Source organism: Bradyrhizobium sp. 215_C5_N1_1 (assembly GCF_052075935.1).
Taxonomy (GTDB): domain Bacteria; phylum Pseudomonadota; class Alphaproteobacteria; order Rhizobiales; family Xanthobacteraceae; genus Bradyrhizobium; species Bradyrhizobium barranii.
Genome location: NZ_CP197228.1, coordinates 2,525,250 through 2,546,289 on the forward strand (window position 1 = coordinate 2,525,250; position 21,040 = coordinate 2,546,289).

General features: G+C 65.0%; 17 protein-coding genes. 10 read left to right on the forward strand and 7 right to left on the reverse strand.

What is annotated here, in order from left to right:
• Positions 1-10 precede the first annotated feature (10 nt).
• Both AB7G19_RS11715 and AB7G19_RS11720 read left to right on the forward strand, forming a co-directional pair.
• Positions 11-1,708: an aspartate:alanine exchanger family transporter gene (locus AB7G19_RS11715; protein ID WP_063981861.1), complete on the forward strand. Its 1,698-nt coding sequence runs from the start codon at positions 11-13 to the stop codon at positions 1,706-1,708.
• A 35-nt stretch (positions 1,709-1,743) separates the two neighbouring features.
• Positions 1,744-2,178 carry a hypothetical protein gene (locus AB7G19_RS11720; RefSeq protein WP_063981862.1) on the forward strand — a complete coding sequence of 145 codons (435 nt, stop codon included), beginning with the start codon at positions 1,744-1,746 and terminating at the stop codon, positions 2,176-2,178.
• Positions 2,179-2,233: 55 nt separating this feature from the next.
• On the opposite strand, the gene ppk2 is transcribed toward AB7G19_RS11720, so the two are convergent.
• Both ppk2 and AB7G19_RS11730 read right to left on the reverse strand, forming a co-directional pair.
• Positions 2,234-3,034 (reverse strand): polyphosphate kinase 2, encoded by an 801-nt coding sequence (ppk2, locus tag AB7G19_RS11725; RefSeq protein ID WP_231142794.1) that lies wholly within the window; start codon positions 3,032-3,034, stop codon positions 2,234-2,236.
• Between the two features lie 2 nt (positions 3,035-3,036).
• Positions 3,037-3,489, reverse strand: coding sequence for a hypothetical protein (locus tag AB7G19_RS11730; protein ID WP_028149181.1), 453 nt, complete (start codon positions 3,487-3,489; stop codon positions 3,037-3,039).
• 174 nt (positions 3,490-3,663) lie between these two features.
• Here AB7G19_RS11730 and AB7G19_RS11735 point away from each other — a divergent pair, with 174 nt between their 5' ends.
• The 6 genes from AB7G19_RS11735 (at position 3,664) to AB7G19_RS11760 (ending at position 10,554) form a co-directional block, all read left to right on the forward strand.
• Positions 3,664-4,074, forward strand: a complete 411-nt coding sequence (locus AB7G19_RS11735; RefSeq protein WP_063981864.1) for a hypothetical protein — start codon at positions 3,664-3,666, stop codon at positions 4,072-4,074.
• A complete protein-coding gene (locus AB7G19_RS11740; protein WP_283017292.1) occupies positions 4,067-5,299 on the forward strand; it encodes an HlyD family secretion protein in 1,233 nt (410 codons plus the stop codon). The genes AB7G19_RS11735 and AB7G19_RS11740 overlap by 8 nt, the downstream gene beginning before the upstream one ends.
• A gap of 143 nt (positions 5,300-5,442) precedes the next feature.
• On the forward strand, positions 5,443-7,332 hold the full coding sequence (locus AB7G19_RS11745) for a sensor histidine kinase (RefSeq protein ID WP_283017291.1): 1,890 nt from the start codon (positions 5,443-5,445) through the stop codon (positions 7,330-7,332).
• Between the two features lie 141 nt (positions 7,333-7,473).
• On the forward strand, positions 7,474-9,198 hold the full coding sequence (locus AB7G19_RS11750) for a DUF3300 domain-containing protein (RefSeq protein ID WP_283018917.1): 1,725 nt from the start codon (positions 7,474-7,476) through the stop codon (positions 9,196-9,198).
• A complete protein-coding gene (locus AB7G19_RS11755; protein WP_441267834.1) occupies positions 9,195-10,106 on the forward strand; it encodes a DUF2950 domain-containing protein in 912 nt (303 codons plus the stop codon). Before AB7G19_RS11750 ends, AB7G19_RS11755 begins: the two co-directional genes overlap by 4 nt.
• The gene (locus AB7G19_RS11760) at positions 10,090-10,554 is read left to right on the forward strand and encodes a hypothetical protein (protein ID WP_063981868.1); all 465 of its coding nucleotides are present in this window, start codon (positions 10,090-10,092) and stop codon (positions 10,552-10,554) included. The genes AB7G19_RS11755 and AB7G19_RS11760 overlap by 17 nt, the downstream gene beginning before the upstream one ends.
• 17 nt (positions 10,555-10,571) lie before the next feature.
• On the opposite strand, the gene AB7G19_RS11765 is transcribed toward AB7G19_RS11760, so the two are convergent.
• A complete protein-coding gene (locus AB7G19_RS11765; protein WP_039157651.1) occupies positions 10,572-10,919 on the reverse strand; it encodes a RidA family protein in 348 nt (115 codons plus the stop codon).
• 308 nt (positions 10,920-11,227) lie between these two features.
• On the opposite strand from AB7G19_RS11765, the gene AB7G19_RS11770 reads away from it, so the two are divergent.
• On the forward strand, positions 11,228-13,549 hold the full coding sequence (locus AB7G19_RS11770; RefSeq protein ID WP_354096541.1) for a molybdopterin guanine dinucleotide-containing S/N-oxide reductase: 2,322 nt from the start codon (positions 11,228-11,230) through the stop codon (positions 13,547-13,549).
• 391 nt (positions 13,550-13,940) lie between these two features.
• Here AB7G19_RS11770 and AB7G19_RS11775 read toward each other — a convergent pair whose 3' ends face one another.
• Positions 13,941-14,918: a helix-turn-helix domain-containing protein gene (locus AB7G19_RS11775; protein ID WP_283017288.1), complete on the reverse strand. Its 978-nt coding sequence runs from the start codon at positions 14,916-14,918 to the stop codon at positions 13,941-13,943.
• A gap of 348 nt (positions 14,919-15,266) precedes the next feature.
• Here AB7G19_RS11775 and AB7G19_RS11780 point away from each other — a divergent pair, with 348 nt between their 5' ends.
• Positions 15,267-18,149 carry an ATP-binding protein gene (locus AB7G19_RS11780; protein ID WP_283017287.1) on the forward strand — a complete coding sequence of 961 codons (2,883 nt, stop codon included), beginning with the start codon at positions 15,267-15,269 and terminating at the stop codon, positions 18,147-18,149.
• 6 nt (positions 18,150-18,155) lie between these two features.
• Here AB7G19_RS11780 and AB7G19_RS11785 read toward each other — a convergent pair whose 3' ends face one another.
• The 3 genes from AB7G19_RS11785 to AB7G19_RS11795 all read right to left on the reverse strand — a co-directional run bounded on the left by AB7G19_RS11785 (position 18,156) and on the right by AB7G19_RS11795 (position 21,019).
• Positions 18,156-18,875, reverse strand: coding sequence for a hypothetical protein (locus tag AB7G19_RS11785; RefSeq protein ID WP_283017286.1), 720 nt, complete (start codon positions 18,873-18,875; stop codon positions 18,156-18,158).
• A gap of 105 nt (positions 18,876-18,980) precedes the next feature.
• Positions 18,981-20,024, reverse strand: coding sequence for an alpha/beta fold hydrolase (locus tag AB7G19_RS11790; protein ID WP_283017285.1), 1,044 nt, complete (start codon positions 20,022-20,024; stop codon positions 18,981-18,983).
• Positions 20,025-20,062: 38 nt separating this feature from the next.
• On the reverse strand, positions 20,063-21,019 hold the full coding sequence (locus AB7G19_RS11795; protein WP_283017284.1) for an alpha/beta fold hydrolase: 957 nt from the start codon (positions 21,017-21,019) through the stop codon (positions 20,063-20,065).
• Between the last annotated feature and the right edge of the window lie 21 nt (positions 21,020-21,040).

The following is a 21,040-nucleotide window of genomic DNA, read 5'->3' on the forward strand; positions in this document are numbered from 1 at the left end:
GGGGACGGTCATGCAAGGCTTTTTCACGTTCTTGCAGCAGAACCCGTTTCTGCTGCTGTTCTTCGTCGTTGGCCTTGCCGTCTGGATCGGCCGGGCCAGCATCAAGGGCTACGGCCTCGGCATGGTCGCCGGCGCCATCGTGGTCGGCGCCGGGCTGGCGGTGTGGGCCTCGACCTACGGCGTGAAGCTCGAGCTCAACAACTTTGCAAAGAGCTTGTTCTATTACCTCTTCATGTACGGCGTCGGCCTGCGCGTGGGGCCGTCCTTCATCAACAGCCTGAAGGGCGATGGCCTCAAGTTCTGCATCTTGGCGCTGGTGTCCAGCGTCCTTGGTCTGGCGCTCGTCGTCATCTGTTCAAGACTCTTCGCGCTTCCGATCGGCGCGGCTGGCGGCATGCTGGCGGGGTCGCAGACCATGTCGGCCGCAATCGGCTCGGCCGAGCAGGCGATCACCTCGGGCGTCGTCAAGCTTCCTGAAGGCATGAAGCCCGAGGATGCGTCGGGCATGATCGCGCTGTCCTACGGCATCACCTACATCTGGGGTACCGTCGGCATCATCCTGATCTGCAAGTACCTGCCGCGGTGGTGGGGCGTCGATGCCAAGGCGGCGGCCAGGCAGTACGAGAAGGAGTTTGGCGTCAAGGATCTCGAGGGCGGCGGCCTGACCGGTTATCGGCAGTTCGGTCTGCGTGCCTATCGGCTGGAAAATCCGACGCAGGTCGGCATGAGCATCGCCAAATTCCGCTCGATCCATCCGGAGTACCGGATCGTCAACGTGGCGCGCGGCGGCGAGCCGCAGGGAGCCGATCCTGCGTTCGTGCTGCAGAAGGGCGACGTCGTCGCGCTCGGCGGCTCGACGGAGCATCTCACCGACAAGATGGGCCTGATCGGCCCCGAGGTTGCCGACACCACGGCGCTGGGCATTCCCATGGATCAGGCCGACATCCTCGTCACCAACAAGGAGATGGTCGGACGCACCTTTGAATCCTTCCGCGACACGGCGATCGCCGGCCAGTTGCAGGTCACCAAGGTCGAGCGTGGTGGTGTACCACTTGCCGCCGGTCTCAAGACCGAGCTGCAGCGGATGGACATCGTCTCGGTAGTCGGCCTCAAGTCGGCCGTCAACGAACTCGGCGAGATGTGGGGACGCATCGCGCGGACCAATACGTCGACCGACCTGCTGACGCTGGCCGCGGGCATGATCCTCGGTTTCTTGATTGGCATGATCGAATTTCCGGCCTTCGGTGCCAAGATCGGTCTCGGCAATGCCGGCGGTCTGTTGCTGTCGGGCGTGATCGTGTCGTCGCTGGTCTCGCGGCTGCGCTTCTTCGGCAATACGCCGAACGCGGCGCGCAACGTGCTGGAGGACCTCGGTCTCGTGGTCTTCGTCGCCATCGTCGGTGTCAATGCCGGTGCCGGATTGCTGGCGCAGCTTACCGGTGCCGTTGCCTTGAAGATCTTCGTCGCCGGCTTCATCGCCTGCACGATCCCGCCGTTCATCGTCTGGGCGATCGGCTATCACGTCTTCAAGATCAACCCGGCCGTGCTGATGGGCGGCGTTGCCGGTGCGCGGTCGCACTCCGGCCCGTGCCGCGAGGCCGCGGTGGAGATCCAGAGCTCCGTGCCCTGGATCGGATTTCCGGTCGGCTACGCGGTGTCGGGCATCCTGCTCACCGTGTTCGGTTACTTTGCGATGATCCTGGCCTAATAGCTCGACGTCATAACAAGAGGAGAACGTGAGACATGAGAAAAGTCGCCATCTATGCCGCCTTGGCCGTCTCGCTCGCGGGCGTCGCCGGTTTCAGTACGTCATCGCGTGCCGACACCGGCCAGGTTGCCGTGGTCTTCACCAAGGGCGGGTTCATCGTCGGCGTCGGTGGCGGCGAGGGCGTTCTGCTGTACCGGGGCAAGAAATATCCCTTCACCGTCTCAGGCATGAGCGTCGGCTTCACGATCGGCGCCTCGACCACCAAGCTCGTCGGGCGCGCACTCAATCTGAGGGGGCCGGAGTCGATCGAAGGCTCCTACGCGGCGGGCGGCGCGGGCGGCGCGGTTGCCGCGGGCGCCGGAGCCGTTCAGTTGCAGAACGGCAATGGCGTCATCCTCCAGCTCAGCGGGCCGAAGGTCGGCGCGGAAGTATCGGCTGCGGTTGGCGGCGTCACGATCCGGCTGAAATAGGCCCGGGAGGGCGCTCAAGCTAAACGGGCTGCGTCATCGCAGCCCGTTTCGCGTTTCAGTAGCGTTCCTCGACGAACTTCAGGCCGCGCAGGCTTGCCTGGTCGTTGTAACGTCCCTTGTGGGACCGTGGCGGAAGCTTGACCTTCTCCCGCTTGACTTCCTTGTAAGGGATAGTTCTCAGGATGTGCGAGATAACGTTGAGCCGCGCTCGCCGCTTGTCGTCGGAGCGGATCAGTCGCCACGGTGCATGCTTCGTGTCGGTCGCCTCGAACATCATGTCACGCGCGCGCGAGTAATCGTACCAGCGCCCGAACGACTCGGTGTCCATCGGGCTCAGCTTCCACTGCCGCAGCGGATCCTCGATACGCGCCTTGAAGCGGAGCTCCTGCTCCTCCATCCCGACCTCGAGCCAGAGCTTGATCAGGACGATGCCGGCGTCCACGGCGAATTTCTCGACCAGCGGACACAATTCCAGGAAGCGCTTGTGTTCGGTCGGCGAGCAGAAGCCCATGACGTATTCAACGCCGGCGCGGTTGTACCAGCTGCGGTCGAAAATCACGATCTCACCGCCGGCCGGGAATTGCTCGATATAGCGCTGCAGGAACAGCTGGGATTTCTGCCGGTCGGAGGGCGCGGGCAGGGCGCAGACACGGAACACGCGCGGACTCACCTTTTCGGTCAGCGCCTTGATGGTCCCGCCCTTGCCGGCCGCGTCGCGCCCCTCGAAGATGATGATCACCTTCAGTTTCTGGGCTCTGACCCATTCCTGAAGGTGACACAACTCGACCTGGAGTTTTTCGAGCTCCTTCTCATAGTCCTTCCGCTTCATCCGCTCCACGGGCGCGTCCTTGGCCATGCTCAATCACCCCAGGAAATGGTCACGCCGATGTCGCCGGGAACACCGCCTGGAAAATCGATGATCTGATACGCGATGCGATAGCCGCGCGGTTTCAGGTAATCGCTCCAGAGCTGGAAGATTTCCTTCGGAATTCCGGTCAGGGTGTTCTCCCAGCCCGCTTCCATCTGATTGATAGCGCGGCCCTTGTCGGTGCACAGCGTGTTGGGGAAGCGATAGACCTGAACCTCGGTCAAGCCGTTCCGCACCGCACGCTGGATGATCGTCGAGGCGAGCTTGATCTTCTCGTCCTCGGTCTTGCCAGAAGGCTTGCTGAGGCGTTCAATGAGGGCGTGTTTCTCGGCTTCGGCGGCGGCGGCAAGGCGCGCATATTCGTCGGCCTTCGCTGCCTCCTTGAGGGCTGCTTCCTTGCGGATCTGCGTGGCGCTGGGGATGAGATCATCGATGCCGGGCATGGCAGGCGGCTCCTGTTGTTGCACGTCAACTTTCAGGCGAGGCTAGGTGGGGCCGTTCCAGGCCCGTTGATCCAAATCAAGCAATTGCGCCACCCGATACCGACACTGCATTCGACGCATTCAAGTGGAAACGCGCCTGTCGAGGAGAGAACGTTGAGCGAGCAACTTCATCCGATGGCCCCGCATCATCTGCCGTTCTATCTCGCGCCGGGAAGCGGGGTGGACCCGCTGATGGTGGTGATGGGGATCTTCCTGATCGGCACCGTGCTCTGGGTGGGCACGCTCTATTGGAAGCTGCACAGCCTGCCCGAGCGCATGGCGCACAAGTCGCAGAAGCTGCAATTCGAGATCGTGGCGGTGCTGGGCATCATCTCGCTCTTTACGCACTTGCACATTTTCTGGGTGGCAGGCCTGCTGCTCGCGATGATCGACCTGCCCGATTTCGGCACGCCGCTGCGCAGCATTGCCGGCTCCGTCGAGAGGATCGCTGACGCCGCTCCGGGCGACGGGCGCGAACCCGAGCAACCGAGCCCCCCACCGGCAGAGAAGTCAGTCCCCAAGGAGAAGGAGCGCAGCCATGTTTGAGCTCATGTTCTGCTCCCTTCTGACCATCCTGCCCGACTATCTCTACCGCCGCTATGCGCAGGGCAAGCGCTTCGGCAAGGAGATCACGTTCTTTTCCATCTGGTACGAGCTGCGATGGGGCATCACCGGCTGCCTGATGCTCACGGTGTCGCTCATCACCATGATCTTCTACTTTCACCCGTCAACGACCTCGGCGACGCTCTATTACCGTACCGTGCCGATCCTGCCCGAGGGCTCTGGCCGGGTCGCGGAAGTCAATATCGGCTACAGCGAGGCGGTGAAGAAGGGCGACGTGCTGTTCAGGCTGGACGGCTTGAAGCAACGCGCGGCTCTGGAAACCGCCAGGCGGAAGGTCGCCGAGGTTGATGCGTCCCTGACGACCGCGGAATCCGACGTGGTCAAGGCCGACGCGCAGATCGAGGAAGCCAAGGCCAACCTTCAGCAGGCCAAGGATGAACTCGACGTCAAGTCCGAGTTGCAGCGTCGCAATCCCGGCATCGTGCCGCAGCGCGACATCGAAAAGCTGCAGGTGCTCGTCAATCAGCGGCAGGCGGGGGTCGACGCGGCCACGGCTTCCAGGCAGTCGGCGGCCTTGCGCGTGTCGACGCTCCTGCCGGCCGAGAAGGCCAGTGCCGAAGCGGCGCTAGCCGAGGCGCAGGTGGATCTGGACAAGACTTTTGTCCGAGCCGGTGTTGACGGTCGCGTGGAGCAATTCCTGGTCCGCGTCGGCGACGTGGTCAATCAGTTGATGCGACCGGCGGGCGTGCTCGTGCCGGAGGGCGCCGGCCGGCGGGGTCTACAGGCGGGCTTTGGTCAGATCGAGGCTCAGGTTTTGCAAGTCGGCATGGTGGCGGAAGCGACCTGCATATCGAAGCCGTGGGTCATCATTCCGATGGTTATCACCAGTGTGCAGGACTACATCGCGGCCGGACAGTTCCGAAGCGGAGAGCTGCTCATCGAGGCGCAGAATGTCGCGCAACCTGGCACGATCCTGGCTTTCATGGAGCCACTCTATAAAGGTGGACTTGAAGGCGTGACGCCGGGCAGCAGCTGCATCGTCAACGCCTATACCAGCAATCACGAGGAGATCTCGGCGAAGGAGACCAGCACCGGCCGCGCCATTGCCTTGCATGTCGTCGACGGCGTCGGGCTGGTGCATGCGATGCTGCTGCGCATCCAGGCGCTGCTGCTGCCGATCAAGACGCTGGTGCTGAGTGGGCACTGAGGTCCCAGGTCGAATTGTTTCGCGAACGGACCGTCCTGCGTGCAGCTTGACCGCGTCCTCGGCACTGTCGAAGCGGCCCAGTTCTCGCTAGAATTGTGGTCCGGAGGCGCCGGAGCGCGGCCGAGGCGGAGGGGAGCGGGCGCATGACCAGGGCGTCGGTCAAGCAGTGGCTGGTTGCGACCACGCTGTTGGGTCTCGGCCTGTTGCTCGCCGCGTGCATGCTGTCTGGGCCCGCGCGAGCCGCTGAGCCCGGCTCGGCTGCGCGCAGCGAGCCAAAGCGCGTGCTGATCCTGCATTCCTTCGGGCGCGAGTTTCGCCCCTGGAGTGAATATGCGCGGAGCATCAAGGCCGAACTCGGGCGGCAATCGCCCTGGCCGCTCGACGTCCAGGAGCACACGCTGCTCAGCGCGCGCTTCAACAATCCGGGCCCGGAAGCGCCCTTCGTCGAATATCTCAGTTCGCTCTACCAGGGCAAGCCGCCCGACATCGTGCTGAGCATCGGCGCACCCGCGGCGCGGTTCGTGCAGAGATACCGTGCGAAGCTCTTTCCGGAAGCGCCGACGGTGCTGACCGTGGTCGAACAACGGCTGGTGAACCGCCCGGATCTCACCGAGAATGACGTGGTCGTGTCCGTCCGCAATGATTTCGTGGCGGCCTTCGAGAACATTCTCAAGCTCTTGCCCGATACCAAAACGGTTGCCATTGTGGTCGGTGCCTCGCCCCTCGAGAAATTCTGGATGGACGAGGTGAAGCGGGAGTTGAAACCGCTGGAAGGCCGGCTCGACCTCGTCTGGTACTCCGACCTGCCGTTTGAGGAGATCCTGAAGCGCGCATCGGCGCTTCCGCCTCATTCCGCGCTGTTCTGGGGGCTGATGTTGGTCGATGCCGCCGGCAATGTCCACGAGGGTGATATCGCCCTGCACAGGCTGCATGCTGTCGCGAACGCGCCGATCTTCTCGTATCAGGAGCCTTTCTTCGGCGACGCCAGCGTCGGCGGTCCCATGCACTCCGTCGCCGAAACCAGTTCGAAGACCGTCAGTGCCGCGATCCTCGTCCTCGGTGGCGAGAAGCCGACCCGCATCAAATACGAGCCGATCGGATTCGGGCCGCCGAAATATGATTGGCGGGAGTTGCAGCGCTGGGGGATCAGCGAGACCAGTCTGCCGCCGGGGAGCGAAATCCTGTTTCGTGAGTCGACCGTCTGGGATCGCTATCGCTGGCAGATGCTGCTGATCACGGCCGTGATTTTGATACAGGCCGGCTTCATCGGCGGGCTTCTGAACGAGCGCCATCGCCGTCAATTGGCCGAGATCGAGTCGCGACAGCGCCTGGCCGAACTCGCCCACGCCAACCGGTACTCGGCCGTCGGCGAGTTGACGACGTCGATTGCCCACGAGCTGAACCAGCCGCTCGGCTCCATTCTGACCAATGCCGAGACGGCGGAGCTCATGCTCAAAGCCACTTCACCCGACATCAACGAGATCCGCCAGATTCTAGCTGACATCAGGCGCGACGATCAGCGGGCGTCCGAGGTCATCCGCAGGCTTCGCAGCGTCCTGAAGAAGCGGCCGTTTGAAATCAAGGACACCGAACTGAACGACACGGTACGGGAAGCAATTGGCCTGGTGACGGCGCTCGCCGACGGGCGCCGGATCACGCTGGCTTACGCGCCAGCCGCCGCGGAGCTGCACGTCAAGGGCGATCCCGTACAGCTGCAGCAGGTCGTTCTCAACCTGATCATCAATGCGTTGGATGCGGTCTCCGAGGCGGACATGAAGAAGCGCGAGGTCAGCGTATCGACCGGGCGCGCCGGAAGCTACGCCGAGATCCGGATCGCCGATACCGGTTCGGGCATTGCGGTCGGCGACCTCGCGAACATCTTCACTCCATTCTTCACGACGAAGCCTCAGGGCATGGGTATGGGGCTTGCAATCGTCAAGACCATCGTCGAGGCCCATCACGGCACCATAGCCGCCGAGAACCAGCCGTCGGGCGGCGCGCTGTTCACGATCAGGCTCCCGATCATCCACTAGCGCAGACGTTTTGTGCTCGGGCAGCGCGGCATTGCTCTCGCGCCGCAACACGGCGGCGAAGCAGCCCTTCGTTGATCTTGATCAATAAACGCCCATGCCGCGGCCCGATCTTGATGGCCGGAAAGTTCGATGGAGGAAGGTATGTTTCGTTGCGGCAAGATTCTGATGGCGCTTGCGTTGATGCTGACGATGCCGATCACCGCAACCGCGCAGACAGCTGACAAGCCGGCGGCGCCAAGCACGCAGGCACAGCCCGCAAGTCCGCCTCCGCCGAGCGCCGAACTCCTGAAACCCGAGCAGCTCGAGGCGCTGGTGGCGCCAATCGCGCTCTATCCCGACGAGCTGCTGGCCAATGTGCTGGCGGCATCGACCTATCCGCTGGAAGTCGTGCAAGCCGATCGCTGGCTGAAGGAGCGCAAGACGCTGAAGGGCGATGCGCTGAAGGCCGAGGTCGACAAGCAGGCCTGGGACGACAGCGTCAAGGCGCTGGCGAGCACCGCCGATGTGTTGTCGATGATGAGCGACAAGCTCGAATGGACCCAGAAGCTGGGCGACGCTTTTCTCGCCCAGCAGCCCGATGTGATGGATGCGATCCAGCGCCTGCGCAACAAGGCCTATGACAACAAGAAGCTGGTCACGACCAAACAGCAGAAGGTCAGCGTTCAGAGCCAGGAAGGCAAGCAGGTGGTCGTCATCCAGCAGGCCGATCCCGCCGAGATGTACGTACCCTATTACGATCCGGCGACGGTCTACGGCGCCTGGCCCTACGCGGAGTATCCGCCCTATTATTGGGGCTATCCGTCCTATATCGGCGCCGGCGTGGTCGCAGCCGGTATCGCCTTCGGCACGGCCTGGGCGATCGGGCGCTGGGGCAATTACTGGGGTGGCGGCTGCAACTGGGGCAACCGCAACGTCTACGTCAATCATCGCACCACCAACATCGCCAACGGCTGGCAGCACAATCCGGCGCATCGCGGCGGCGTGCGCTACAACAACACCAACGCCCAGCAACGCTTCGGCAACAACAATGTGAGGGCGGGCGCGTCGGATCGGATGGATTTCCGCGGCCGTGACGGCAACCAGGTGCTGCGTCCGAGCCAGGGTGCGGGAGATCGAGCGGGAGATCGCGCCGGCGACCGTGCCGGTGATCGTGGCGGTCCGGGTGACCGTGCAGGAGATCGTGCCGGTGATCGCGGCGATCGTGCCGGCAATCGCGGCGACCGGCCCGGCGGCGGCGATCGCGCTGGCGCGGGAGATCGTGCCAAGGGTGGTGGAGATCGCGCCAAGAATGCAGGCAAGAATGCGGGTAAGGGCGGCGGCGATCGTGCAAAGGCTGCCAACCGTGCCGGCGGCGGCGCTGCCGCCAATCGTGGCGGTGACGGCAATCGCGGCGGCGCGATGAACGTCTCCTCCGGTCGGGCGGCGGCCGCAGCATCGGCGCGCGGACGCTCCAGCATGGCGAGCATGCCGCGCGGTGGTGGCGGCGGGGGCTATGCCGGGCGCGGCGGCGGTGGCGGAATGGCCATGCATGGTGGTGGTGGTGGCGGCTTCCGTGGTGGAGGCGGAGGAGGAGGCCGCGGCGGTGGCGGCGGTGGCCGGCGCTCCGACATCGCGCTGAAGCACGACATCACGCTGCTCGGCCATCTCTCTAACGGCCTCGGCTATTATCGCTTCAGCTACATCGGCAGCGACAAGGCCTATGTCGGCGTGATGGCGCAGGAGGTGGAGCAGGTGATGCCTGACGCCGTGACGCGCGGCAGCGATGGTTATCTGCGCGTCTATTATGACAAGCTTGGCCTGACATTCCGCACCTACCGCGATTGGCTAGCCGACGGCGCGAAGATCCCTGCGGAGGTGACGCCATGATCGGCCTGAAATCGCTCCATCGGGCGATCCTGGCGGGCGTGGTGGCGCTCGCCATGCTTGGCTCGGCGGCACAGGCACAGCAATCCTACAAGACACCGGAGGATGCGGCCGCCGCACTCGCGGCCGCAGTCAAAAGCGCGCCGGGCGACATTCTGAAGGTGCTCGGCAGGGCCGCCGAGGATATCGTCTCGTCCGGTGACGAGGTCGCCGACAACGACATCCGTCAACGCTTCACGTCGATGTACGACGCCCTCAAGGCGGAGGGCAACAAGACCGCGACCTTGATACTGGGGCCGGACGATTTCCCGTTCCCGATTCCGCTGGTCAACACCAAGACAGGCTGGGCGTTCGACACCGACGAGGGGCGGATCGAGGTGCTTCGTCGCCGCATCGGCCGCAACGAGCTCGACGCGATCCAGACCGCGCTCGCCTATGTCGATGCCCAGAATGAATATGCCGACAAGGATCGCGGCGAGGGCGCGGGTGTCTACGCGCAACGCTTCCTTTCCACGCCCGGCAAGAAGGACGGCCTGTTCTGGCGTGACGACAGTGATCCGAGCCCGCTCGGCGCGCTGGTCGCGGAGGCCTCGGCCGAAGGCTACAAGCAAGGCACAGGCGAGGGACCGGCGCCTTATCACGGCTACTACTTCCGAATACTGAAAGGCCAGGGTTCCGACGCGGCCGGTGGCGCGCTCAACTACGTCGTCAAGGGCAAGATGATCGGGGGCTTCGGACTGATCGCTTGGCCCGCCGAATACGGCAATTCCGGCGTGATGACGTTTCTCGTCAATCATGCCGGCACCGTCTACCAGAAGGATCTCGGCAACCGCACGGCGGTCATCGCCGAGCGCACCACGCTGTTCGATCCCGACCAGACCTGGAAGAAGGTCGATGCCGCGAAGCCATAAACCGGAACGCATGCGGCGCGCGACCGCAATCGGCCTTGCCGCGCTCGCGCTCCTCCTGCTCGCGATGCCGGCCACGCCGTCGTTCGCGCAAGCGAGCGGCCATGTCCAGGTGAGGTTCGTCAAGGCTGGCCTGCTGGTCGGAGGCGGCACCGGCAGTGGCGTGCTGAACTACCGCGGTCGGAACTATCCCTTCAAGGTCTCCGGCTTGAGCGTCGGCATCACGGCCGGTGCGACCGTCGGCAGATTTGATGGCCGGGCATCAGGCATCCGCGATGTCGGCGACTTCGTCGGCACCTATAGCTCCGTCGGCGGCGGCTTCGCACTCGTCGGCGGCGTCAACGGCGCCCATCTGCGCAACGAAAAGGGCGTGACGATCGTATTGCAAGGCCCGAAGGCCGGACTTGAGCTCGCCTCCAACATCAGCGCGATCACGATCGCCTGGAAGTGAGCGCCTCGAGCCTGGGGTTACCGGGCCGCGATGGCCGTCATCTCGAGTTTGACGCCTGGACCGAGATCGGCCACGCCGATCGCAGCGCGCGCCGGCAGGTGAGCTTCCGCAAAGTGCGCCTTCCAGGCCGCATTGAACTCCGCCTTCTCCTTCAGGTTGGTCATGAAGATGGTCACCTGCAAGACGTTGGCGAGATCGGAGCCGAGCGTCTTCAACAGGCGCGCCAGTTGCCCGAGGACGTCGTTGGCCTGGCCCGACATATCGAGGCTGGTGTCCTCGGGGACGATCCCGCCGATGTAGAGCACGCCATTATGCTCGACCACCTCGTGGAGGAGTCCTTCGTAGGGCAAGACGCGCTGGATCATGATGAGACCGATGCTGCTGTGGGGATGGGCGGCATATCGCACATTTCCATGTCGATGTCGTTTGAAGAGATTTCGCGACCGGGGTGTCCCGAAGGTCATCCAACAAGATATTGAAAATAAAGAATAAATTGTCTGAAGAATCGCCGCTGGCCGCGCGGTCGGACGGTCATCAAGCTGTACTTGCGCGCGGGAGCCCGGCGTTTCCGACGGCCCTGATCCCGACGACATCGGGATGCGGATCGGTATACTGCCACCGGAATCGACGCGGCAGCGGCTGGGCCCGTGCCGCGCGGAACAAGGATCAGACGATGGACGATACGATTGGCTTTCCCGACCCTGGCCTCGACCTGTCTGACGGCTTCAAGCCCCACACCTCGCATTGGGGCGTGTTTTCCGCGCGTCAAAGCGAAGCCGGACTCGAGGTCAGGGCCTATGCGGGCGACCCCGATCCGAACGGCATCATCGGCAATTTTCCCGGTGCGCTGCGTCATCAGGCGCGCATCGCCCAGCCGGCGATCCGCCGCGGCTGGCTCGAGCGCGGACCCGGCCCGGACGATCGCCGCGGCCGCGATGAGTTCGTCTCCGTCAGCTGGGAGATGGCGCTCGATCTGCTCGGCGACGAGCTCGGCCGCATCCGCGACACGCGCGGGCCGGGCGCTGTGTTCGGCGGCTCCTACGGCTGGTCGAGCGCGGGCCGCTTCCATCATGCCCAGAGCCAGGTGCATCGCTTCCTCAACATCGCGATGGGCGGCTATGTGCGCTCGGTGAATACCTATTCCTCGGGCGCGTCCTCGGTGCTGCTGCCGCAGATCCTTGCGGGCTACGAGGACATCACCAAGCGCAACGTCACCTGGGAGCAGATTGCTGAGAACACCGACATCGTGCTGGCGTTCGGCGGCATGGCGCTGAAGAACTCCATGGTGGCCGGCGGCTCGATCAGCAAGCATGTCGAGCGCGGCGCCATGGAAGCCGCGCGCCGGCGCGGCTGCGCGTTCATCCTAGTCAGCCCGCTGCGCGACGATCTTCCCGTCGAGGCCGGCGCCGAATGGATGACGTGCCTGCCCGGCACCGACACCGCCCTGATGCTCGGCATCGTCCACACACTTGTGAGCGAAGGCCTGCACGACCAGGCCTTCCTCGATCGCTACACCGAAGGCTGGCCCGTGTTCCTGCGCTATCTCAATGGCGAGAGCGACGGGCAGGCCAAGCATGCCGAATGGGCCGCCGCAATTTGCGGCGTCGATGCGGACGCGATCCGAGAGCTCGCGCGCCGCGCCGCCGGAAAGCGTGCGCTGATCACCGTTTCGCATTCGCTCCAGCGCGCCGAGCATGGCGAGCAGCCGGTATGGATGGGCATGGTGCTCGCAGCAGCACTCGGCCAGATCGGCCTGCCTGGTGGCGGCTATGCTTATTCGCTCGGCGCGATCGGCTATTACGGCCGCCGCGTCAACGACGTGCCGGGACCGACGCTGGGGCAGGGCCGCAACGGCGTGCGCGATTTCATTCCGGTCGCGCGCATCGCCGACATGTTGCTCAATCCCGGCACGACCTATCGCTACAATGGCGAGACGCGTACCTATCCGGACATCCGCCTCGTCTACTGGGCCGGCGGCAATCCCTTCCATCACCATCAGGACATCAACCGCTTGCGCAAGGCTTTTGCGCAGCTCGATACGTTCGTCGTGCACGAGCTCGCCTGGACCGCGACGGCGCGGCACGCGGACATCGTGCTGCCCTCGACCATGACGCTGGAGCGCGAGGACATCGGCTATTCGACCAACGATCCCCTGATGGTCGCGATGCACCAGATCGCCGAGCCCTTCGGCCTTGCGCGTGACGATTACGACATCTTTGCCGATCTCGCCGAGCGCCTGGGTGCGCGCGAACCTTTCACCGAAGGGCGCACGTCGCGGCAGTGGCTCGAACATCTGTACGAGCCGACTCGCGCCTCGCTTCAAGCGCGTGGCCTCGAGGCGCCTGATTTCGACGAATTCTGGCGGCGCGGCAGCCTGGTCGTGCCGCAACAGCCCGACGACGGCGGCCGGCTGCGCAGCTTTCGCGAGGATCCGGCCAATCATCCGCTGCCGACGCCGAGCGGGCGCATCGAGATCTATTCAGCCAAGATCGCTGCGCACGGCGATGCCGATTGCCCCGGCCATCCGGTCTGGCTCGACAAGACCGACATGCCGAAACCCGGCGCGCCGTGCTTCCTCGTCGCCAACCAGCCGGTGACGCGCCTGCACAGCCAGCTCGACTTCGGCGGCCATTCGCTGGGCGCGAAGCATCGCGGCCGCGAGGTCGCGCGCATGAATCCACGCGATGCCGATGCACGCGGAATCAAGGACGGCGACATCATCCGCCTGTTCAACGAGCGCGGCGCGTGTCTTGCCGCCGTCCATGTCACCGACGGCATCGCAGCCGGCGTGGTGCAATTGCCGACCGGCGCGTGGTACGACCCGATGGACCCCGAGGACGAAGCGCCGCTCTGCGTTCACGGCAATCCCAACGTGCTCACCCGCGACATCGGCACCTCGTCCTTCGCGCAGGGCTGCACCGGCCAGCTCACGACGGTCGAGGTGGAGAAGTTCACCGGCAATCTGCCGCCGATCCGCGCGTTCGATCCGGTGTAGGCGCGTCGCCGGGACTGCTGCGCCGTAGTGCGAAGGCGCCGGATTACGCTGCGCTCCATCCGGTCTACGCGAAATGCACTCGCAACGACGACGTGGAGGGAGTGTGAGTCATACTGCGCTCTCGTGCCCGTGCCGTAGCGCGTCCAGGACACGAGAGACACAAAAGAAAGGGGGCCGCCCTGTGTGGGCGCAGGGACGGCCCCGAGTGGCTCGCAGACCCGGGAGGAAAAGGGCTCGAGCCGGCGCGAGTGGCAGGGCACTCACGCCAAAGAAATCGCAAACCGGTCGAAGTGCAGATGGCGTGATGCCAAGTGCCTTGATCTCAAGTCGCTTGATTCCAAGTCCCTCGATTCCAGTTCCCTCGATCCCAATTCGCCTGCCGCCGCACGAACTACGCGGCTGCGCCGACCATCCAGTCCATGTCCGCGGCAGGGCGCCGCCGCGAAAGCGCCTCCGTAGCAGGCAGCACGGCCCTGCTGGCCAGACGCCAGCGTGCCGGTGACTCGCCGCTGATGCGCTTGAACACGGTCGAAAAATGCGCCTGGGTGCTGAAGCCGACGGCAAGCGCGATCTCCGCCAGCGGCCGCTCGGTCGTCGTGAGCAAGGTCTTCGCATGCTCGACGCGATGATTGAGCAGATATTCGCGCGGACGGTAGCCGGTCGCGGCGCGGAACTGTGCCGCGAAATGCATCCTCGAGAGGCCTGCGACATTGGCGAGCTCTGACAGGCTGATGCAGCGATCAAAGTGATCGGCGATATATTGCTCGACGCGGCGTAGCCGCCATTTCGGCAAGGCATTGACTTTTGAGCGTGGCAGCTCGAGCCGGGTCAGATGCATCGCAAGGGTCTCGCCGATGCAGCGCGCGAACTGCTGGTCCGCGGTATCGCCATGCTCGGTCAGTGCCTTGGCGAGCTCGGCTGCGAGCGGGTCGCGCAGCAGGACGAGGTCGTTGAGGCCCTCGGTCGCCGGCCGCGCCGCCGAAAAATGATCGGTGGAGATGTGGAAGTGCAGGAAAGCGCAGGGCGACTGGAATTGCACGCCGAGAAGCTTCGATGGCGCACTGACGTACAGCGTGCCCGCGGGCATGGTGCCGTCGAAGATGATCTGACGGTCCCGCGTCAGCTTTACCCGAGCGGTCTTCAGCGCGATGGCGACGAAATAGCGGTCCGCCGGCGTCGTCGCTTCGTGCGACGAGATGGCCCGAGAATCCTCCCATCGCGAAATCGTGATATCCGCGTTCAGGCCGCGGTCGATGTTGCGCCATCCGTTTTCCTGCGCGATTGCTCGCATCCCGTGCGAAGCCTCGCGATCACACCGGCTGGCGGGAAATTCGATCCAGGCATGCGCTGCTTGCAAGTCATTGAACATCGCTCGTCCTCTCCTGGCCTCGTCGCCGCTTGCAGCGATCGGCCAACTCTCAGTGCTTTCCACGATCAGAGGATAGGCGTGAGCCAGGCAAGAAGCCCGTTAGTGATGATTAGGAGGTGTTAGATTTTGTGCGAGCGCATGAAGTGTGACAGCCCGCCGCAGGACGTTTGATTTTGTCCAGCATTTCAATTATTTGCGCAGATCGGTGCGGTGTGAGGACATTGCAGAACATCGCGTGGCGATCGATGTGCCGGTATGAGGCCGGCACGGTGCCTTGCTGGACCGCGCATCGACGGCGAGTATAGTCGCCGCGCATTTGAATGAAATGGCCGTCAAGATGAGTCAGAAGTGACCGAACCCCCGGCAGGACATGGCTCGCCCGGCAATGGCGCCGGGGCGAGCCTTGATTTCGACGCAGTCTCGTTCGGACCGTTTTCGCTGCGGTCGCGGTTGCTCGAGAGGGACGGAGCGCCGGTCAAGCTCGGCAGCCGCGCGATGGACATTCTGCGCCTGCTCCTCAGCCGTGCCGGCGAAGTGGTGCCGAAGAACGAGATTCTGAGCTACGCGTGGTCCGGCCTCGCGGTCGAGGAGATCAGCCTGCGCGTCCATGTCGCGGAGCTGCGCAAGGTGCTTGGCGACGGCAAGGACGGGGCCCGCTACATCACCAACGTCCCGAGCCGCGGCTATTGCTTCGTCGCGCCTGTGCAACGTGGCGAGCGCAACGCCGCTCCGGCACTCGCGCCGCGTGCACCTGAAAGAACGGCGGCGCCGGCGGCCTTGCCACACCGGCTGGACCGGATGATCGGTCGGGACGACGTGCTGCCCGAGTTGTCGGCGCGTCTGCTGAGCGACCGCTTCGTCACGCTGCGAGGACCGGGCGGCATCGGCAAGACCACGGTTGCGACCGCGCTCGCGCATGACATGTGGCAGGCATTCGAGGGCCACGTTCATTTCCTCGAATTCGGCCCACTGAAGGACGCCACGCTGGTCGCGAGCACGGTAGCCGCCGCTCTGGGCCTCGTCGTGCATCACGATGATCCCTCAGGCAGCATCGTCAATTTTCTGCGCGGACGGCGGCTGCTTCTCATCCTCGACAGCTGCGAGCACGTCATCGACGAGGTCGCTCGTTTGGCCGAAAACATCTATCGCGAGGCGCCGGACATCGCGATTCTCGCCACCAGCCGCGAGTCGCTGCTGGTGGAAGGCGAGCAGATCTTCGAGCTCGTTCCGCTGGCCGGCCCGCCGCAAGGGGCGCGCCTCAGCGCCGGCGAAGTGCTGGATTATCCGGCCGCGCAGCTGTTCATCGATCGTGCCGCGGCCGCAGGCCATCGCGGCGATATCACGGACGAGGATGCCGACGTCCTGGCCGAGATCTGCGGCAAGCTCGACGGCATCGCGCTCGCGATCGAGCTCGCCGCCGTGCGCGTCGGCGTCTACGGATTGCGGGAGATGGCCGCGCTGCTCGACTCCAGGCTCAAGCTCGAATGGCGCGGACGGCGAACGGCGCCGCCACGGCAGCAGACGCTCGGCGCGACGCTCGACTGGAGTTTTGGCCTGATCGGCGAGAGCGAGCGGACCGTGCTTCAGCGGCTCGCCATCTTCGCAGGCCCCTTCACGCTCAAGGGGGCGATCGCAGTCGCCGCGGAGGAGGGAACGCCGGGTGATCGTGTCGTCGATGCGCTGGAGCAGCTCGTGGCCAAGTCGCTGGTGTCGGCGCAGCCCGATGGTGCATCGCGACGCTATCGCCTGCTGGATGCCACGCGCGCCTATGCCATGCAGAAGCTGGTCGACGCAGGCGAAGCGGCAGCGATCGCGCGCCGTCACACGGCCTATGTTCAGCGCACGCTCGAAGCCGGCATGGCGGAGCAGGGCGGCGACGACCCGGCTTCGCGCCTGCAGGCGCGCGCGAGCCTGCTCGCAGATGCCCGTGCGGCGTTGGAATGGAGTTTTGCCAACCACGACGGTGCCGCCCTGCGCGTGCCGCTCGCCGGCAGCGCCGCAAGGCTGTTCGTCGAGCTCAACCTGCTGAACGAGGCGCGCATCTGGTCGGGCCGCGCGCTCGCGATGCTCGACGATGCCAACCAGGGCGGCAAATGGGAGCTCGAGCTGCAGTCGACGCTTGGCCACGCCTTCATGTTCACGGAGCGCAACAGCGAGCAGGCCGAGGCCGCACTCCGGCGCGGGCTGGAGATCGCCGAAGCGCTCGACGATCACGCCAATGCGTTCAGGCTGCTGTCGCGGTTGAACATGTTCTATCGCCGCACCGGCGACTACAGGCACCTCGTGCCGACCGCACGCCAGGCCGAGCGCATCGCCCGCCAGATCGGCGATACCGCGGGGATCGCAGGCAGCAAGGCGCTTCTCGGCGTGTCCTATCATCTCGCCGGCGACCAGGCTGAGGCGCTGGCCCATCTCGACGAAGGCGTGCGCGACGACGCCGCGCTGCGCGGGACGGAGCCCGGGCATTTCGCCTATTCGCGCACGCCGCAGATTCCGCTCGCGCGGGTGCTGTGGTTGCGCGGCTTCCCCGACCGCGCACTCGATTGCGTCCGCCCGCTCGTCGGCGCCGCCGCGCCGCGCGACGTGGTGATGCATTGCATTGCGCTGTGCTGGTCATCCTCGGTGTTCGGCTGGGTCGGCGACTGGGCCGCCGTCGAGACGATGACGGGGCGCCTCGCGACCCATGCGAATTTGCACGGACTCGCGCCGTACGAAGCCGTCGCGACCGGCTTTCGCGCGCAGACCATGATCGCCCGCGGCGAGCTGGCCGGCGGTGTCGATCTGCTGCGGAGCGCGCTGCCGCGCCTGCATGCGGATCGCTACGAGCTCTACGCATCCGCGTTCGCCGCGGATCTGTCGCAAGGACTGGCTGCGCTGGGACGGTTGACGGAAGGGCTGCAAGTCCTGCATGAGACGATCGCTCGCGTCGAGCTGGGCGGCGGAGGTTTCGACATGCCCGAGCTCCTGCGCCGGCGTGGCGACCTCGAGGCGCGCACCGGTGATCTCGGTGCCGCCGAAGCGAGCTTCGCCGCATCGCTCGCGCTGGCCGAGCAGCAGGGCGCGCTGTCCTGGCTATTGCGGACGGAGATGTCGCTTGCGGCGCTTCGGCTTCGGCAGGGCATCAAGAATCCGCTCGACGATCTCGCCGCGACCTATGCCCGGTTCTCGGAAGGATTCGAGACGGCCGATTTGAAGGCCGCACGGCTCGTGCTGGACGAGGCATCAGCCTGACAAGGCTCAGTCGAACCGGAAATCCGCGAGATCGATCGACACCATCAGCTCCTCACGCAGCGGCATCAGATCGTCGCCGCGCAGATAGATGCGCCGGCGGGTCGGGAGCTTGAAGCCGTCAACGGTGACGGGATCGGATACGTACTGAGCTGCCGGAAAGTTGCCGGCGATCTCGACCCGGTAATCATGCCGGCGGATCAGCATGTCGGGGCCAAAATAGAAATCCTGCTCGGCGCTGTGGCTTGCGATCACGGTTGGGAACGTCGCCCGCAATCCGCGCCAGACCTCTGCGCCCTCGCGCCAGGGTGCGATCTCCCGGACGTCGAACCCGTCCGCCGCCAGCAGGAACGGCGCAGTCATGTAGGTCCAGAGCGCATAGCCGTTGAAATAGGCGCGATGCAGCGGATCCCAATGCGTGCGCATATCGTGCCGCGCGAACGAGCCGCGCGGATTGTTGCGCTCCGCGACGATGCGGCCGTCCGCGGCCACGATGGCAATCCGCTCCGGGCTGAAGTCGGTGCGCTGGCCGGGCTTGCCGAACGGCTCCACGGAAGCCCGCTCACGATGCAGCTCGATCCGCATCGTGCGCGGCGCCTGGTCCTGATCGACGCCCTTCAATATCCAGAGGTCGCCGCCCGTCACGATCGTGGCGGTGAGTCGCTCGTGGGCATTCCATCGATCGAGCCCGCCATGGGCCTCGATCGCATTCGCCAGCAGCGGAATCATCCGGCCGTTTCCTCTCGCATCGGTGGTGTCGCCCCAATAGAGATACCCCCGTGCGTAGACGATCGCCCGTTAAGCGTTGTTAAGTGCCGTTGGCAGGTCCGGCGCCTAGGCTTCGGCCATGACGCCCAGCACCGCGTCAGCAAAGGCCTTCGGCGCTTCTTGCGGCAGATTGTGGCCGATACCGCCCTTGATGGTCCGGTGCGAATAGCGCCCGGAGAATTTCTTCGCGTAAGCGGACGGTTCCGGATGCGGTGCCCCGTTGGCGTCACCCTCCATGGTGATCGTAGGCACTGCGATCACGGGCGCCTGCGCCAATTTCGCCTCGTCGTCGGCGTATTTCGCTTCGCCTTCGGCGAGGCCCAGCCGCCAGCGATAATTGTGGATCACGATCGCCACATGGTCCGGATTGTCGAACGCCTTCGCGCTGCGATCGAAGGTGGAATCGTCGAAATGCCATTGGGGCGAAGCGAGCTGCCAGATCAGTTTCGAGAAATCGTGGCGGTACTTGTCGTAGCCCTCGCGGCCGCGCTCGGTGGCGAAATAGAACTGGTACCACCATTGCAGCTCGGCCTTCGGCGGCAGCGGCATCTTGCCGGCCTGCTGGCTGCCGATCAGGTAACCGCTCACCGAGGCCATCGCCTTGACCCGCTCCGGCCAGAGCGCAGCGATGATGTTGGCGGTGCGCGCACCCCAGTCGAAGCCAGCAATCGTCGCCTTGTCGATTCCGAGCGCGTCCATCAGGGCGACGATGTCGGCCGCGATCGCCGCCGGCTGCCCGTTCCGCATCGTCGCGTCGGAGAGGAAGCGCGTGCTGCCGTAGCCGCGCAGGTAAGGCACGATCACGCGACGCCCGGCTGCAGCGAGCAGCGGTGCGACGTCGACGAAGGCGTAGATGTCATAGGGCCAGCCATGCAGCAGGATCACGGGCGGGCCATCCGCGGGACCCGCCTCGGCATAGCCGACATTGAGGAGGCCGGCGTCGATCTGTTTCAGGGACGCGAACGCGGTGTTGGCGCCGGGCTTGACGACGGTGGCGGACTTCGCCGGCTTCGCCGTAGCCGTCGTGCTCAGCGCAAGCTGGGTCGCGGCGAGCGCCATGGCAGCCCTGCCGACGAAACGACGTCGTTCGTGGCTGATGTTGTCGGTCATGCGTGCCTCCTGTGGTCAGTGCATTGTGCAAGTCGCCGTCAGCCCTTGTGCCCGTCCAGACGCGCAAGGAAGTCGCGGACCAGCGTGGCGATCTCGTCGGTCGCCTCGTCGAGCGCGAAATGGCCGGCTTCGAGGATGTGGACCTCCGCATCCGGCACATCGTCGCGATAGGCCGAAGCGCCGGCGACGGCGAAGGACGGATCGTACTTGCCCCAGACCACCAGCGTCGGCGGCCGCGTCTTGCGCAGCCACGCCTGCCACTTCGGATAGGAGGCGACGTTGGTCCGGTAATCCAGGAACAGCGTGGTCTGGATCTCGGCCTCGCCGGGACGCGTCAGGAACGCGTATTCGTCGGTCCAGCTATCGGGGTCGTAACGCTCGGGGTGCGGGCTGGAGCCGAGGTGCCGCTGGCGCGTCGCGGCCAAGGATGTGAAGTTGGCCTTGAGCGCCTCGAGCTCATGCGCCGGATCGGCCCAATATCTGCGACGAGCTTCCCAGAGCGGGCTCAAGCCTTGCTCATGCGAAACGGCATTCTGGATCATGATGGCGCGGACGCGCTCGGGATGCGCCAGCGCCATGCGGAAACCGACCGGACCGCCATAGTCCTGCATGAACAGCACGTAGTTGGTCAGGCCGAGCTTGTTCGTCAGCTCGCCCATCACGCCGGCGATGTTGTCAAAAGTGTAGGTGAAGTCGGACGGCGACGGCGCGCTGCTGTTGCCGAAGCCGGGATAATCAGGCGCGATCAGGTGATATTTGTCGGCGAGCAGCGGCAGCAGGGGTTCCCACATCCGCGACGAGGAGGGAAAGCCGTGCAGCAGCAGCACGGTCGGCGCGTCGGCGGGCCCGGCCTCGCGGTAGAAGATATTGAGACCCCCGATATCGATGGTGTGATAGCTGATCGAGCGTCGGCTCGACCGCAGATCCTGTGCCGAGGCCTGCACGGTGGTGCAGGCGAGGGCGGCCGAGAGGGCGAGGGTGGCTGGAATGTTCATGTCATCGCTCCGATGTGGGCG